The organism is Bradyrhizobium sp. WSM1743 (assembly GCF_000473065.1).
GTDB lineage: Bacteria > Pseudomonadota > Alphaproteobacteria > Rhizobiales > Xanthobacteraceae > Bradyrhizobium.
Genome location: NZ_AXAZ01000030.1, coordinates 1 through 15,528 on the forward strand (window position 1 = coordinate 1; position 15,528 = coordinate 15,528).

Genomic DNA, 15,528 nt, shown 5'->3' on the forward strand with positions numbered 1-15,528 from the left:
CATTCCCGCTCCAGCCGCCGGCTCGACGGCACCCGATTGAGATAGCCGTAGATGTACAGCTTGAGCATAGTGCTGGGATGGTAACTCGGTCGGCCAGTGTCGAGTGGCTGGACACCGACGAACCCCAGCTTGCCGAGATCGAGACCGTCGACGAACACGTCGACCGCGCGGACCGGATTGTCCTCGCTCACATAGTCATCGAGCGACGACGGAAACAGCGTGCTCTGCCCCCGATCCACCCCTTCAACAAAGCGCTTCATCAGATGCCCCGCAAAATCGCAGGAAATCTTATCGCCCGAATCACAGCAAACAGAGCCTTTTCACACGGCCTGGGCCAAACCCGGAAGTACGCGTCACTTATTCGATCGGCACGCCGCGACAATCGCGTACAGCAGTTTCGCGACGCTGTACCCAATATCTTCCCGCGTTAAACCCATGCGCAGGATCACCAGCTTACGCGAGGGGATGATCGCGATCACCTGGCGGAGGTGTCCTTGCAACATGAAGCTGTCGTCCGGGAGGTTGAATCCTTGGCCCCGCGCCAACCAAACCCCTCCACGACCGTAGACCGGGCCATGCCCCTGGTCGGACGCTGGCACGGGTGAACGCATGTAGTCGACGAATCGCAGCGGCAAAAGCTGTTGGTCGTTCCATTCTCCACCCAAGCGTAAGAATTCGCCGAAACGCACCCAATCATGCGCATTGGCGTAGAGAAAGCCTTCGCCGAGGAATGTGCCTGACGGGTCAGATTCGAGAACGGCGCTGGTCATGCCCAAAGGCTTGAACAATCGCTCCCGCGGATAAGCGCGCGCGTCCGCGCCAATCGCGTTCTGCCAGAGCCGCGCCAATAGGACGGATGAACCGCCGGAATAATTGAACTTCGTTCCGGGTGCGGCAACGAGCGGGCGGTCCCTCGCGAAAGCGGCCGCGTCCCGCGCAAGACTCTCCAATCGTCCAGGGTCGGGAGAATCACCCTGATCTTCATTCCATTCCAATCCGCTTGTCATGGCCATCAGATCAGCCACCGAGATTTCCGCGCGCGCGTCGCCGGCCCATTGCGGAAACAGATTCTTCTTATCCAGCGAAAGTTTTCCGTCCTTGACCGCCACGGCCAAGGCGGCGTTCACGGTCTTCGTCATCGACCAGCCGAGTAAGGGGGTCGAAGCGTTGAAGCCTTCACCATAGGTCTCGCCAACAATGCGTCCGTCATGGACCACGACGATTGCGCGCATGCCAGGTCCCTGGAGCGCTGGATCGTTCAGCGCCGCCAGCAAACGCTTGTCATTGGACAATTCTACCCTCTCGCCGGCCGGCCAGAGCGCAGCGGACGTTGCTGGGGCCAAAGGCGGCGCGGTGCGGTCGGGGAGCTCGTCCTTTGAGACCAATGTGCAACCACGTCCCTCCTCATATTGGGCGTAGCGTTTGGCAAACAGGCCTCGATATGCCACCTCCACGCGCTGTTTGGCCGTGTCCACTCTGATTTTCATACTTTTGACGACACGAGGAAGCGCAAACTCCACGTCGGTTCCGATGACCGCAGCCGCGTCGCGTTTGCCCATCGGGCGGGATGAAGGTTAGCCAGACGCTGAATGCCAAAACGCCGAGAAGCACAATCGCGACAAGAACTTTTAGTTTTTTCAGAGCAAGACGCATGCTTCCCCGACTAGTCTCAAGCGGACGTTGACCACACGCATCATGGACGCCTTCTAAAAAACCTCAACTCAAAGTAGGACGGCTTCCAGTCGACCTTTCGCGGTGTCGAAGTTGGGTCAATTGCGTCGGTTCGGCCTGGGCCAAAGTGGCGTCCCGTTTACCACCCACGGCCGACATCAAAGCGTTGGCGGTAGTTGTCGCGATGGGCCTGAAACTGTTGCCTAATGGAAATCGGCCGGGGCAATCCGGACGAACGAAATCAAATCCTTGCCGGACACCCCGACTGACGAAGCAAAGCTCCGGCAAAACATGGCGCGGCAATGCAAGGCCATGGCCGCTGTCGGCCAGCCGATTGGCGCCGCGGGATGGGAACTCTAATGCGCAAGACGAGGTCCGATGGCGCCGGCCTTCGCTGTTGCGGAACCTCGATCTCGACAGAACATCGGATGAGCGAAACGTGGGGCCGCCATGGAACGAACGCGCCGCAGGCCCGATTCAAGCCACATCCTCTCCGGATTTGCGGCTCATTGCCACCCAAGTCTTTGATGACAAAGGGCTGGTTGAGAGTTGCGTCATGCGTAACCGGGAGACCAGGATGGGCAACCGCGCCGCAAAGTTCATTTCGACCCTCGTCGCCAGCATCATTGCCGGCGCGCCCTTGGCCGCGGTGTCGCAGAACGCGCCCACCGCATCGAGCACGGCCAATGCGGCTGCCGACTGCCTGGCAGCGCCGAAGGACGCCGCGCCGCAGGGGCAGCACTGGTACTATCGCCTCGATCGCACGACCAAGCGGAAATGCTGGTATCTGCGCGCCGCCGGCGACAAGGACAGCGCGAGGACCGCGCAGACCACACAGGCCACGAGCGATACACCGGCGGCAGATGCGCCGGCCCCGCAGCAGCAGCATGCGGTGCAGGACGCGCGCGCCGAATATCTGACGCCGCGGAGCGGCGTCGCCCCCAATACGCCGAACGCTCCTGCGCAAGCCGCCGCCGCGACACCGGTACAACAATCCGGGGACCAGGTCGCCGACGGCAACGCGCAGCAACCCGCGGGCGCCGCGCCCTGGCCCGATGTCTCCACAGCGTCCGCTCCACCCGCGCCGCCGCCGGCACCGACCGTTGTCGCGGCAGCCGCTCAGCCGAGCGCAAAGCCGTCAAAATCCCCGTCGCCCGTGGCGCTCGCTACGGCAGACAGCGCGACCGACAAGCCGACCGGTTCGGTCCAGATGCTGATGCTCGTGATCGGCGGCGCGCTGGCGCTCGCCGGGATCCTCGCCAGCCTCATCTACCGCTTCGCCGGCGCGCGCGTCCGCCTCCAGTCCGCCGACCGTCACGCACATTGGGGCGATTGGGAGGCGCAGAACCAGGACGGAAGCCGTGCGCCCTGGCTCGCTTCACAGCCGGCCGACGTCCGGCCGCCGCGCCCCGTCGACTTCGATGCGGCACGTCCGCAACCGACAAGACAGGTGACGAAACTTGCCGCGATCGGCCGCGAGATCGATCTGATCGAAGCACGCAAGCGGCGCGCTGCAGTCCCTGCCGCAGAACCTGTCGAGATCAAGCCGGCCGAGGTCGAGATCAAGTTGTTCGATCGGGCTGCTGCACCCAAGCTAGCCGCCGACGAAATTGGTGCGGATCGCGATGAGGCGCCGGCAGGCCGCGATCAGGATGCCGTCGACGTCGACCTCATCACGACGATGCTGGAGCAGCTGGCGAAGGAAGGGCCGCGCCTCTCGCGGCCTAACCTTGAAGCTGACCTTGCAAACTTCGCACGAAGCCTACGAGGCCAATCCGCCGCTCGCGCTTGAGGCGTTCGGCCTTCAGGATCGACTGCACCTCGGCGAAAGCCTCGTCGACGTCGCGGTTGATGACGATGTAGTCGTACTCGGCCCAGTGGCTCATCTCGTGGCTGGCGCGGCTCATGCGCTTGCGGATCACCTCGTCGGAATCCTGCGCGCGCGAGTGCAGGCGCTTCTCGAGATCGGCCGCCGAGGGCGGCAGGATGAAGACGCGAACCACGTCGACGCTCGCTTTCTGGTGCAGTTGCTGTGTACCCTGCCAGTCGATGTCGAACAGCACGTCCTGCCCGGCCGACAGTGCCGCCTCCACCGGAGCACGCGGCGTCCCGTAGAGATTGTCAAACACGGTGGCCCATTCGAGCAGTTCGCCCTGCTCCACCATCGTCTCGAATCTGGGCTTGCTGACGAAGAAATAGTCGCGCCCCTCGACCTCTCCCGGCCGCATCGCACGCGTGGTCGCCGATACTGACATCTTCAGGCCAGGCTCCCGCTCGAGCAACATCCGCGACAGCGTCGTCTTGCCCGCGCCCGAGGGCGAGGACAGCACGAACATCAATCCGCGCCGCTCGACACCGTCAGTTCCGTGACCGCCCGTCGTCATCGATCACTCCAGATTCTGGACCTGCTCGCGGAATTGCTCGACCACGTTCTTCATGGCCAGCCCCGTGTTGGTCAGCTCGATGTCGTTCGACTTCGAGCAGCAGGTGTTGACCTCGCGGTGAAACTCCTGCGCCAGGAAGTCGAGCTTGCGCCCGATCGGGCCGCCCTTGCCCATCAGCTCGCGCGCCTGCGCGATATGCGAGGCGATGCGGTCGAGCTCCTCGCGGATGTCGGCTTTAGTCGCGATCAGGATCGCCTCCTGCATCAGGCGATCGGCATCGAAACGATCAGAGGTGTCGAGCAGGGTTGCGATCTGCTCGGTGAGCCTGGCCTTGATCGCCTCCGGCTTGCGGCCGGGTGCGGCCTCGGCTTTCTTCGCCAGCTGCTCGATCTCGTCGACGCGCTGGGTCAGGATCTGCCCGAGCGACGTGCCCTCGCGCTTGCGCATCTCGACGAGATCGGCGAGCGCCTTGTCGAAGGCGTCGGCCGCAGCGGCCCGCGCGGCCTTGTCCTCCTCCTCGTCGCCGTCGGGCTCGGCGATCTCGACGACGCCCTTGATGGCGAGCAGGCCGTCGATGCTCGGTGCCACCGCGTCGACCCTGCCGGAGATCAGCGCAGCGGCCTTCAGGACCGCGTTGAGCACGTCCTCGTTGACGCGCACCGTGGCGGCGGCATTGGTGCGCTTGACGTTGAGATTGGCGTAGACGGTGCCGCGCGAGAGCAGCTCGCCGGCACGCTTCTTGGCATGGGCCTCGAGCTCGTCAAACCCCTGCGGCAGCCGCACCCTGAGGTCAAAGCCCTTGGCGTTGACCGACTTCAATTCCCATTCGAACGTGTACGGCCCGCTCGCGCCGTGGCTTCGGGCAAAGCCGGTCATGGACGACAGCGCCATCAGTTCAGATTCTCCAGGAACACGGGATTCGCGAGGCTATCAAGCCACGCGAATCTTAAGACTATTTTGCCGGAAAGTGGAATCCGCAATGTCCGCAGGCATGGTCTGCGAGACCTAGCGCTGGACCACCGGCGGCGAGGACTGCACCGCGCCCTGCCGGGCCGGCGCGGGATTGGCCGGGCGCGCCGCCGGCGGCTTCTTCTGCTGATTGGGCCGTGCCGGCGTGGTCGCAGTCGGCGTGTCGGCAGGTCCGGGCGCGGCGGCGGCCGGGGGCTGCGCGTCCTCGGCCGGCTCGACCGTGTCGTTCTGGATCTGCTTTTCCATCGCGCGCAGCTTCGCGACGTTCTTCTGGTGCGCGTCGTAGGTCTCGGTGAAGGCGTGCCCGCCGGTGCCGTCCGCGACGAAATAGAGGTCGCGGGTGCGGGCCGGGTTGGCGGCGGCCTCGAGCGAGGCGCGGCCCGGATTGGAGATTGGGCCCGGCGGCAGGCCCTCGATCACATAGGTGTTGTACGGCGAGGGCTGCGTGATCTCGCTGCGCTTGATTGGCCGGCCCAACGTGCCCTTGCCGCCGACGAGCCCGTAGATGATCGTGGGATCGGACTGCAGCTTGATCCGCTGCTTCAGGCGGTTGACAAACACCGCGGCGACGCGGCTGCGCTCGTCGGGCTTGCCGGTTTCCTTCTCGATGATGGACGCCAGCGTGACCAGCTGCTCCGGCGTCTTCACCGGAATGTCCTGATTGCGGCGCTCCCAGATCTCGGCCAGCACGCGCTTGTGCGCCTGCTGCATGCGCTGGATCACCTGCTCGCGCGTGGTGCCGCGTGGGAATTTGTAAGTCTCCGGCAACAGCGTGCCTTCGCGCGGCAGCTCGCGCACGCTGCCGGTGAAGATGTCGTTGTCGGACAGCCGCGCCACGATCTGCTCGGACGTCAGGCCCTCCGGAATCGTGACAGCATGCTGCACCACCTTGCCCTCGACGATGGTGGCGATGACGTCGCGCAGCGACGCGTTCTTCTGGAAGGAATACTCGCCGGGCTTGAGGTCCGAGCTCGCCTTCAACGCGGCGACGCTGGCGATGAACACCCAGGGATTGACGTCGGTCACGCCTTCCCGGTTCAGCGTCTCGGCGATGTCGCGCTTGCCCGCACGCTGCGGGATGTTGACGATCTTGTCTTCCCTTAGCGGCCCGGGTGCTTCCAACACCTGCCGGCCGTAATAATACACGCCGCCGGCGCCGAGCATGGCGATCAGCAGAAGCGTGATGATGGCGTTGCCGACGATCACGATCGGATTGCGCGCGCGGTCCGATCGCTTGGGCGGCGGCGGGAGCTGCTCGGGCTCGAGCGCGGCCCGCGGACTCCGGGGTGAAATGGGCGGCCTTTCACTCATCGAAACAACCTGAATCCTGCCGGTTCAATCGCGGCCCGACAATCGCTTGCCCTGCCAAAATGCACGCGCCCACGTCCATGACTATCGCCGAATACGGCAAAACGGTGGATTCGTCTCAAACGCAAACTAACTGGCCAAACGCCGGACGATTACCGACGCATTGGTACCGCCAAAACCAAAAGAGTTCGACAATGCGACGTTGACCTCACGCTGCTTCGCCTTGTGCGGCACGAGATCGATCGCAGTCTCGACCGACGGATTGTCGAGATTGATCGTCGGCGGCACGACATTATCGCGAATCGCCAGAATGGCGAAGATCGCTTCGATCGCACCGGCCGCGCCGAGCAGATGGCCGGTCGACGACTTGGTCGAGGACATCGCAACCTTGGAGGCGGCATTGCCAAGCAGACGCTCGACCGCGCCGAGCTCGATCTCGTCGCCGAGCGGCGTCGAGGTGCCGTGCGCGTTGATGTAGTCGAGATCGGACGGCGTCAGGCCGGCGCGCTTCAGCGCCGCTGACATGCTGCGGAAACCGCCATCGCCATCGGGCGACGGCGAGGTGATGTGGTAGGCGTCGCCGGAGAGGCCATAGCCGATCACCTCGGCGTAGATCCTGGCGCCGCGGCGCCTCGCGTGCTCGAGCTCTTCCAGCACGAGGACGCCGGCGCCCTCGCCCATCACGAAGCCATCGCGGTCCTTGTCATAGGGACGCGAGGCCTTCTCGGGCGTCTCGTTGAAACCGGTCGAGAGCGCACGCGCGGCGTTGAAGCCGGCAATACCGATGCGGCTGATCGGCGACTCGGCGCCGCCTGCGACCATCACGTCGGCATCGCCGAGCGCGATCAGGCGGGCGGCATCGCCGACCGCATGCGCGCCGGTCGAGCAGGCCGTGACCACCGAATGGTTCGGCCCCTTCAACCCGTGCGCGATCGAGACGTAGCCGGAGGCGAGATTGATCAGGCGGCCCGGAATGAAGAACGGCGACACCCGGCGCGGTCCGCGCTCCTTCAACAGGATCGCGGTATCGGCGATGCCGTTGAGGCCACCGATACCGGACCCGATCATGGTGCCGGTCGCGCACTTGTCCTCTTCGGTCTCGGGATGCCAGTTGGCATCGTCGAGCGCCTGGCCGGCCGCGGCCATGCCGAAGATGATGAAGTCGTCGACCTTGCGCTGGTCCTTCGGCTCCATCCACTTGTCGGGATTGAAGCTGTCGTTCGACCCGTCGCCGCGCACAACCGTGCAGGCGATCTTGGTCTGCAGATCGGAGACATCGAAGCTCTCGATCCTGCGCGCACCGCTTTCGCCGTTGAGGATGCGTTTCCAGGTCGGCTCGACGCCACAGCCGAGTGGCGAGACCATGCCGAGACCCGTGACGACGACCCGCCTCATATCCGAAAACTCCGCATCGAAAGATTCACGGCCAATAACAAGAAACCGGCTGACCGCTGCGAAGCGGCCCGTCCGGTTTCAATGTTGTCCCCGCGAAAATGAAGAGCCTTAGCTCTTCGCGTTCTTCTCGAGAAACTTCGTGGCGTCGCCGACGGTGAGAATCGTTTCCGCAGCGTCGTCCGGAATCTCGCAACCGAATTCCTCTTCGAACGCCATCACCAGCTCGACGGTGTCCAGACTGTCGGCGCCGAGGTCGTCGATGAAGCTCGCGTTGTCGACAACCTTCTCGGGTTCAACACCAAGGTGTTCGACCACGATCTTCTTAACCCGCTCGCCAATGTCACTCATTGCTTAACCTCGTGTTGTTCCCTGTAGACCCGACCCCCCGGGACGATACGAGCCGTCGTGGTCGTTTGACTGCCTTCGCTTACGAACTTTGAATTGGCCCATCCTAACCGATAAAGGCCCCGGCGAACGACGGCCAAAGGCTCCGCATCGCCAATATACAGGGTTTCAAAAACCTGCAATGGCGTTCTTTGCCCATCCGTTGAAGGTCCGGTTATCATACTTCAATTGCCTTGACTACAAGCCTCATTTCGCTCCGGAAACGGCCGTTTGCCGCATGCGGCACCGCCGTGACGGGCGGCGCGGCACGAGGCGTCAGATCATGGCCATGCCGCCGTTGACGTGGATGGTCTGCCCGGTGACATAGGATGCTTCGTTCGAGCTTAGGTAGACAGCGGCCGCAGCGATGTCCTCGGGTGTCCCCAGGCGGGCGGCCGGAACCTTGGTCAGAATCGTTTCGCGCTGCTTGTCGTTGAGCGCGTCCGTCATCGGCGTCTTGATGAAGCCGGGCGCGATGCAGTTCGCGGTGACGCCACGCTTGGCGTATTCGGCCCCTAACGTCTTGATCATGCCGATCAGGCCTGCCTTCGACGCAGTATAATTGCCCTGGCCGGGATTGCCGGTGACGCCGACCACCGAGGTGATGGCGATGATGCGGCCGAAGCGCTTGCGCATCATCAGCTTGGTCGCGGCGCGCGCCAGGCGGAAGGTCGCGGTCAGATTGACGTTGATGACCTCGTCCCAGTCCTCGTCACGGAGTTGCACGAAGAGATTGTCGCGCGTGATGCCGGCATTGGCGACGAGGATGTCGACCTGGCCCATCGCCGCTTCCGCAGCCGGCACCAGCGCCTCGACCTCGTCGGCCTTGGAAAGATTGCATGGCAGCACATGGGCGCGCTCGCCGAGCTTGCCGGCAAGCTCGTCCAGCACCTCTTTCCGCGTCCCCGATATCGCGACGGTGGCGCCCTGCGCGTGCAGCGCCTGCGCGATCGCGCCGCCGATGCCGCCGGTCGCGCCGGTGACGAGCGCCTTTCGGCCAGTCAGATCGAACATTGATGACTCCTCCAAAGCACGATCCGGAAAAGTGCGCAGCGGTTTTCCGGAAAGATCGTGCGTCAACTCAAGAACTCAAGCGCGATGACCATTCATCGCGCTTCAAGCCTGCTTCGCAGCGGCCAATGCATCCTTGGCGGCGGCAATATCGTTCGGACCGCCGACCGCAATGCCGACGGCACCGTCCGCAATGCGCTTGACGAGACCCGTCAGCACCTTGCCGGCGCCGATCTCGAAGAAGCGGGTGACGCCCTGCCCGGCCATATAGGCGACCGACTCGCGCCAGCGCACCGTGCCGGTGACCTGCTCGACCAGGCGGCGGCGGATCTCGTCGGGATCGCTGATGGCGCTCGCCAGAACGTTCGACACCAGCGGCGCCGCCGGCGCCTTGATCGTGACCTTCGCCAGCGCCTCCGCCATGGCGTCCGCAGCCGGCTGCATCAGCTTGCAATGGAACGGCGCGGACACCGGCAGCAGCATCGCGCGCTTGGCGCCCTTCGCCTTGGCAATCTCGACGGCGCGATCGACCGCGGCCTTGTCGCCTGAAACCACCACCTGCCCGCCGCCATTGTCGTTGGCGGCCTGGCAGACCTGCCCCTGTGCCGCCTCGCCCGCGACCTCCATGGCGGCCTCATAGTCGAGACCGAGCAGCGCAGCCATCGCGCCGGCGCCGACCGGGACGGCCTTTTGCATTGCGAGACCGCGCGTGCGAAGCAAGCGGGCGGTATCCGAAATCGTCAGGCTGCCGGCCGCGGCCAACGCCGAATATTCACCAAGCGAGTGGCCGGCAACGAAGGCCGCGTCTCGTCCCACGGAAAAACCAGCCTCAGCCTCTAGCACGCGCAGGGTGGCGATAGACACCGCCATCAGCGCCGGCTGGGCGTTCTCGGTGAGCTGGAGGGTTTCGGCCGGACCTTCCCAGATGATCGCCGTCAGCTTCTCCCCAAGCGCGGCATCGACCTCGTCGAACACGGCGCGTGCCACCGGAAAGGCGTCGGCCAGGGCCTTGCCCATGCCGACCGCCTGGGAACCCTGCCCAGGAAATGTGAATGCTGCCGTCATCGGCGCTCCCTGCTTGTCAGGCATGATCCCTCTCGAGAACCGGCAGCCGATTACGCACGGCCTTGGGCCATGGTTCCGGATCATGCTCCAAAGGGGGCCGTAGACACCGTCCGGGGCCGCACTGTCAAGCCGAGACGGGAACCTGAACCAGCATTCAACGGGGAATGCGCCCCTTAGAACCCGCCGGCAGTCTGGTTGGCATCGACCTCCGCCCCGGCCCGGGCGCGGCGCGCACTGTTGACCAGTTGCCCCGGCCGATCCTCGCGGTTCGGCTTTGCCGTCGCCAGCCGCAGCACCGCTGCGTAATTCGGCTGCACTTCCGTGCGGCCGGCGTACCGGCTCGCGCTCAGCAGGCGATGCACCTTCGGCAGATTGTAGCAAGGCACGTAAAACAACAGATGATGCTCGAGGTGATAGTTCACGTAGTACGGCGCGATGAACAGGCGCTCGAGAAAATTGGCATGCGTGGTGCGGGTGTTGCGCAAGGGGTCGTTGCTATCGGGGACGACAGCGTGCTCGGCGATGTTGCGGATGCGGGTGATGACCATCATCCAGGTCAGCAGCGGCACCAGCCAGAGCAGCGGATAGGCCCACCACACGCCAGCCGCAGCGAGCGCCGCAAACATGATCGCATTGACCACACATTGCGGGCCAAGCATCTCCCAGAAATGCGCCGCACGCTGCCGCCATGACCAGTCCTTTGGCCCGAGCGCGTTGAGCAGCTGTGCCTTGCGCTGCTGGTAGCCGGTCTGCCCGGTGATGTCGCGAATGAACTTGCGGCGATAGCTCAGCCTGGTGATCGGAAACGGCGCCGACAGCACGAGATCGGGATCGTCCTCCTGCTGGGTGCGCGCATGATGCTGAAGGTGGTAGCGCCGGTAGCTGCGCGTCTCCGCAAACAGCGGATAGGCGCAGAACCACTGGCTCAGCGCCAGATTGGTTTTCTCGTCGGCGGACAGGCAGCCATGTGCACCGTCGTGCATCAGGATCGCTAGCCCAAGCTGGCGCGAGCCGATGATGGCGACGGCAAGAATATAGGTCACCGGATTGGGCCACCAGGCGACCAGAGCGATGGCTCCAATGATCAACGCCCAGGCGTGCGCGATCAGTGCAGCGCCTTTCCAGGTCAGGCGCTGGCGCACCTCGGCCAATTGATCATCGGTCAGGAAATCGCGGGCACGAATGCGAAGCGCGGTCATGGCCTAATCCTCTCCATTCGAATTACTGGATGCGTCGCGCTCCTCGACGAGACGCAGGCGCCCGGTGTCTTCAGTGGATTTCGCCTGCTCGCCCAGCACGCGCAGCATCTCGGCGCAGAGCTCCTCGGGCGAACGGCCCATCGCATAGCCTTCGAGGATGACGCCGATGGCGACGGCCCAGAAGCGCCGCGAGCTTTCGTCGGGCGCGCGCAGGGAACGCCAGCCGTGCCGCTCGACCTGGCCCGCATAGGCGCGTGCGCCCTCGCTGTGCAGGCGCTCGATGGTCCGCTCGACCAGCGGTGCGAGATCCTGGCGACGACGCGTCAATGCCAGCGCTTCGGCGAAGAAAGCGACCGAATCGCTCGCCGTCACGGTCTCGGCCAGTGCGTGGGTGTAATCCCGGGGCGTGCGCGCCTTCAGCGCCGCCTGCTCGGTGGCGCGCGCCAGGTACAAGAGATCGCGGCAGGCGCATTCGACGAACAGCGCCTCCTTGGTGCGGAAGTAATAGGTGATCTGGCTCGGGAACGCGTCCGCGGCGGCCGCAATGTCGGTGATCGCCGTGCCAGATAGCCCCCGCTCCCGAAACAGCGGGCTCGCAGCATCCAAGAGCAGCGACCGCATCTTGCGGCCGGCCGAGCGCGTCGCGCGCACAGCGTGCTTGGGGTCGCCTGCTGCCTCTAGCGGCGCATCAGCCGACGTTTTCGCCATGGAGGTCCTCTTTGCTACTTATTTGTATGACATACAAACAAATAGATCAAGCCGGATGTGGTATGGGAGGATGAGTCTGACCTCGTCGCGCCGAGAGGATCTGGGTCGAAAATGCCCCCTCCACCTTGCAAAGCCGGCCAAAATCCGTATAAGGCGCGCATCCGCAGACCCCGGCCGGGAGCTGAACGGACGGTCTCAGCAAATCATTCGTGATTTTGGTGTGGCAGGGCCAGTCGGCCCGTCGTCCCGTGTTTCCGCCTTCTGAGCTTGATCCCAGAGTCCTTTCCGAAGGTCTCTTAAGGGTTTGACGCCGGGCGATGCGCCAACATGAGGAAAGGACGTCCATGCCTCTTTACGAGCATGTTTTTCTCGCGCGTCAGGACGCGAGCCCGCAGCAGGTCGAAGAGCTGACTGCGCAGATGACCGGTATCGTCGAAGGTCTCGGCGGCAAGATCACCAAGACCGAGAATTGGGGCGTGCGCTCCCTCACCTACCGCATGAACAAGAACCGCAAGGCGCACTTCGTGCTGCTCAACATCGACGCGCCGTCCGCGGCGATCGCCGAGATCGAGCGCCAGGAGCGCATCAGCGAGGACGTGATCCGCTATCTCAGCGTCCGCGTCGAGGAGCTCGAGGAAGGCCCGTCCGCGATGATGCGCAAGGCCGACCGTGATCGCGAGCGTGACGACCGCGGCGGTGGCTTCCGCGGCGAGCGTGAAGGCGGCTTCCGTGGCGACCGCGAGGGCGGTTTCCGCGGTGATCGCGGTCCGCGCCGTCCGCGCGATGAAGCTGAAACCACGGATGGGGAGTAAGACCAATGGCTGAAGCTGGTGCACGTCGCCCGTTTTTCCGTCGTCGCAAGAGCTGCCCGTTCACGGGCGCCAATGCTCCGAAGATCGACTACAAGGACTCCAAGCTCCTGATGCGTTACGTCTCCGAGCGCGGCAAGATCGTGCCGAGCCGCATCACCGCGGTGTCCGCGAAGAAGCAGCGTGAGCTCGCCCGCGCCATCAAGCGCGCGCGCTTCCTGGGTCTCTTGCCCTACGTCATTCGCTAACACGACCAATTCGATCGGCGGCCGCTGCGCCGCCGGTCGCTACGTTCTGATTCTGAACTCATAAGGCTTCCGGGCCGTCCGGTCGCCGATGGTTGGGGCAAACGACGCCTCTAACCGCTCGAAGGGAGCGGGACAGCTGATGATGGCCTTTGGACTGATAGCCCTGATCGCCGGCGCCGCGTCGGCCCTGATGTTCGCCTCGATCATCTCGGGCGCGCTGATCTCGCTCGTCCTGTTCTATCTCGCACCGCTGCCGCTGATGGTCGCCGCAATCGGCTGGGGACCGCTTTGCGCGAGCCTCGGCGGCATTGCCGCCGCGATCGGCCTCGGCGCTCTGTTCGGCCTGCCCTACTGCATCGCCTTCGCCGTCACGGTCGCATTGCCGGCCTGGTGGCTCGGCCATCTCGTCCTGCTCGGCCGGCAGGTCGGAAGTGTCGCGCCGGACGCCACCGCCACCGAACCACCGGCCGCGCCCGAGATCGAGTGGTACCCGGTCGGCCGCGTCCTGCTCTGGATCGCGGGCTTCGCCATGCTGACCACGATCGCCGCTCTGCTCACGCTCGGCACCGACGCCGAAACCATCACCGGCACGCTGCGGCGCGGCCTGATGCGCCTCCTCCGCGCCACCGACCCGCAGACCTCGGGCGAAGCCAGTCAGTTCGTCGACGCGCTGGTGCGCATCGCGCCAGCCGCCGCCACCATCATCGCGATGATGACGCTGACTCTCAACCTCTGGCTCAGCGCCAAGGTGACCGCGACGTCAGGCCGGCTTCGCCGTCCCTGGCCGGATCTGATGACGGCCGAGCTGCCGCCGATGACGCTGGTGGCGCTCTGCATCGCCCTCGCCCTCTGCTTCACTGGCGGGCTGCTCGCCATCGTCGCGCAGATCGCCACGGCCGCGCTGATGATGGGCTATGCGCTGACCGGTTTTGCCGTGCTGCATACGCTCACGCTCGCGCTGAAGAGCCGCACGTTCTGGCTCGGCTCGACCTACGCCATCGTCGTCGTGTTCGGATGGCCGGTGATCGCGATGGTGATCCTCGGCCTTGCGGATGCCGTGTTCGGCTTCCGCGAGCGCTTCCTGCGCAGCCGGCAGCCGCCACCACTGCCAACCCCCTAAGTCACCCGAAACTGAAACCTACAGAGCACTTCAAGAGGAGAACGAATATGGAAGTCATTTTGCTGGAACGCGTCAACAAGCTCGGCCAGATGGGCGAAGTCGTGAAGGTTCGCGACGGCTACGCCCGCAATTTCCTGCTCAAGCGCGGCAAGGCGCTGCGCGCCACCGCCGACAACCGGGCCAAGTATGACGGCATGAAGGCCGAGCTCGAAGCCCGCAATCTCAAGGCCAAGGGCGAAGCGTCCAAGGTCGCCGAGAAGATCGAGGGCAAGAACATCATCGTGATCCGCCAGGCCTCCGAGGCCGGCCAGCTGTTCGGCTCGGTCACGGTGCGCGACATCGTCATCGCCTTCGAGACCGACGGCGTCCATCTCGACCGCCCGCAGGTGCAGCTCGACGCACCGATCAAGACCATCGGCAAGCACACGGTCACCGTTGCCGTTCATCCCGAGGTCGAGGTCGAGATCACCGTCACGGTTGCCCGCAGCCAGGACGAGGCCGAGCGCATCAACCGCGGCGAGGACATCTCGACCCGCAACGAGGATCGCGATGCGGCCGCCGAGGCGATCGCCGCCGCCGGCGAGTTCTTCGATCCGGAAGCCCAGCACGAGGAGGTCGCACCGGCCCCGGCTGCGGAAGAGAAGTAAGCGAGGCATGTCGTTCCGGGGCGGTCCGCAGGACCGAACCCGGAACCTCGAGATTCTCAGGTGCGCAATTGCGCACCGGAGTTCTCGCTTCGCGAGCCCCGGAATGACGAAGATGATCAAAAGCCCGGCCGATTACGCGGCCGGGCTTTTCGTTTTGGCGGCGACGTCTTCGCTCAGCATCGCGATCGAGGCGAGCGCGGTGGCCGTATGCTTCTCGACACCGTCGCTGACGCAGAACACGTCGGCCGCGACCACGGAGACCTGACGGCCCGGCTTGATCACCCTGGCGCGGCAGATCAGCTTCTCGCCGACCGCGGGCGACAACAGATTGAGCTTGTATTCCGCCGTCAGCGCCGGCTGGCCGCGCGAGGTGGCGGCTGCGATCGTCGTGGCGTTGTCGACCAGGAAGGCGGTCACGCCGCCATGAAAGAAGCCGTGCTGCTGCAGTAGCTCCGGCCGGCGCTCCACGGCGATGGTGCAGGTGCCGCGCGACAATTCGGACAGCTCGGCGCCGACCAGGTTCATAAAGCCCTGCCGGCCGACATTGGTGTGGATGCGCTCGGCAATTGGCGCGAATTCCGGATCAGCGTCGGCTCGCATGCAGTCCTCT

17 protein-coding genes are annotated in these 15,528 nt (G+C 64.7%); 5 read left to right on the forward strand and 12 right to left on the reverse strand.

All coding sequences use genetic code 11. The features are described from left to right. Both YU9_RS0118565 and YU9_RS41815 read right to left on the reverse strand, forming a co-directional pair. On the reverse strand, positions 1–260 hold a 260-nt coding region (locus YU9_RS0118565; protein WP_036017504.1), incomplete at its 3' end, for a transposase. Between the two features lie 93 nt (positions 261–353). Beyond that, a complete protein-coding gene (locus YU9_RS41815; protein WP_051380432.1) occupies positions 354–1,559 on the reverse strand; it encodes a serine hydrolase in 1,206 nt (401 codons plus the stop codon). 689 nt (positions 1,560–2,248) lie between these two features. Here YU9_RS41815 and YU9_RS0118575 point away from each other — a divergent pair. Next, positions 2,249–3,463: a hypothetical protein gene (locus tag YU9_RS0118575; protein WP_027574171.1), complete on the forward strand. Its 1,215-nt coding sequence runs from the start codon at positions 2,249–2,251 to the stop codon at positions 3,461–3,463. Here YU9_RS0118575 and gmk read toward each other — a convergent pair. From gmk to YU9_RS0118620, 9 genes are all read right to left on the reverse strand, one after another. Next, positions 3,396–4,055, reverse strand: coding sequence for a guanylate kinase (gene gmk, locus YU9_RS0118580; RefSeq protein ID WP_027574172.1), 660 nt, complete (start codon positions 4,053–4,055; stop codon positions 3,396–3,398). The two genes, YU9_RS0118575 and gmk, sit on opposite strands and share 68 nt — an antisense overlap. Positions 4,056–4,058: 3 nt before the next feature. Beyond that, positions 4,059–4,946 carry a YicC/YloC family endoribonuclease gene (locus YU9_RS0118585; protein ID WP_027574173.1) on the reverse strand — a complete coding sequence of 296 codons (888 nt, stop codon included), beginning with the start codon at positions 4,944–4,946 and terminating at the stop codon, positions 4,059–4,061. A gap of 114 nt (positions 4,947–5,060) precedes the next feature. After that, positions 5,061–6,335, reverse strand: a complete 1,275-nt coding sequence (gene mltG, locus YU9_RS0118590; RefSeq protein ID WP_027574174.1) for an endolytic transglycosylase MltG — start codon at positions 6,333–6,335, stop codon at positions 5,061–5,063. 126 nt (positions 6,336–6,461) lie between these two features. Continuing rightward, the gene (gene fabF, locus YU9_RS0118595; protein ID WP_027574175.1) at positions 6,462–7,727 is read right to left on the reverse strand and encodes a beta-ketoacyl-ACP synthase II; all 1,266 of its coding nucleotides are present in this window, start codon (positions 7,725–7,727) and stop codon (positions 6,462–6,464) included. A 108-nt stretch (positions 7,728–7,835) separates the two neighbouring features. Beyond that, positions 7,836–8,075: an acyl carrier protein gene (locus tag YU9_RS0118600; protein ID WP_008551805.1), complete on the reverse strand. Its 240-nt coding sequence runs from the start codon at positions 8,073–8,075 to the stop codon at positions 7,836–7,838. Between the two features lie 312 nt (positions 8,076–8,387). Next, positions 8,388–9,125: a 3-oxoacyl-[acyl-carrier-protein] reductase gene (gene fabG, locus YU9_RS0118605; RefSeq protein ID WP_027574176.1), complete on the reverse strand. Its 738-nt coding sequence runs from the start codon at positions 9,123–9,125 to the stop codon at positions 8,388–8,390. Between the two features lie 102 nt (positions 9,126–9,227). Beyond that, the gene (gene fabD, locus YU9_RS0118610) at positions 9,228–10,187 is read right to left on the reverse strand and encodes an ACP S-malonyltransferase (protein WP_027574177.1); all 960 of its coding nucleotides are present in this window, start codon (positions 10,185–10,187) and stop codon (positions 9,228–9,230) included. Between the two features lie 173 nt (positions 10,188–10,360). Then, on the reverse strand, positions 10,361–11,386 hold the full coding sequence (locus tag YU9_RS0118615; protein WP_027574178.1) for a fatty acid desaturase family protein: 1,026 nt from the start codon (positions 11,384–11,386) through the stop codon (positions 10,361–10,363). A gap of 3 nt (positions 11,387–11,389) precedes the next feature. Beyond that, the gene (locus YU9_RS0118620) at positions 11,390–12,094 is read right to left on the reverse strand and encodes a TetR/AcrR family transcriptional regulator C-terminal domain-containing protein (RefSeq protein WP_027574179.1); all 705 of its coding nucleotides are present in this window, start codon (positions 12,092–12,094) and stop codon (positions 11,390–11,392) included. A 344-nt stretch (positions 12,095–12,438) separates the two neighbouring features. Here YU9_RS0118620 and rpsF point away from each other — a divergent pair, with 344 nt between their 5' ends. The 4 genes from rpsF (at position 12,439) to rplI (ending at position 14,918) form a co-directional block, all read left to right on the forward strand. Beyond that, on the forward strand, positions 12,439–12,906 hold the full coding sequence (gene rpsF / locus YU9_RS0118625) for a 30S ribosomal protein S6 (RefSeq protein WP_025035823.1): 468 nt from the start codon (positions 12,439–12,441) through the stop codon (positions 12,904–12,906). 5 nt (positions 12,907–12,911) lie between these two features. Further along, entirely contained in the window at positions 12,912–13,151 is a 240-nt protein-coding gene (rpsR, locus tag YU9_RS0118630) for a 30S ribosomal protein S18 (RefSeq protein WP_007592020.1), read from the forward strand. A 139-nt stretch (positions 13,152–13,290) separates the two neighbouring features. After that, on the forward strand, positions 13,291–14,271 hold the full coding sequence (locus YU9_RS0118635) for a hypothetical protein (protein WP_027574180.1): 981 nt from the start codon (positions 13,291–13,293) through the stop codon (positions 14,269–14,271). Between the two features lie 47 nt (positions 14,272–14,318). Next, on the forward strand, positions 14,319–14,918 hold the full coding sequence (gene rplI / locus YU9_RS0118640) for a 50S ribosomal protein L9 (protein ID WP_027574181.1): 600 nt from the start codon (positions 14,319–14,321) through the stop codon (positions 14,916–14,918). Positions 14,919–15,050: 132 nt separating this feature from the next. Here rplI and YU9_RS0118645 read toward each other — a convergent pair whose 3' ends face one another. Continuing rightward, the gene (locus tag YU9_RS0118645; protein ID WP_027574182.1) at positions 15,051–15,518 is read right to left on the reverse strand and encodes a PaaI family thioesterase; all 468 of its coding nucleotides are present in this window, start codon (positions 15,516–15,518) and stop codon (positions 15,051–15,053) included. Between the last annotated feature and the right edge of the window lie 10 nt (positions 15,519–15,528).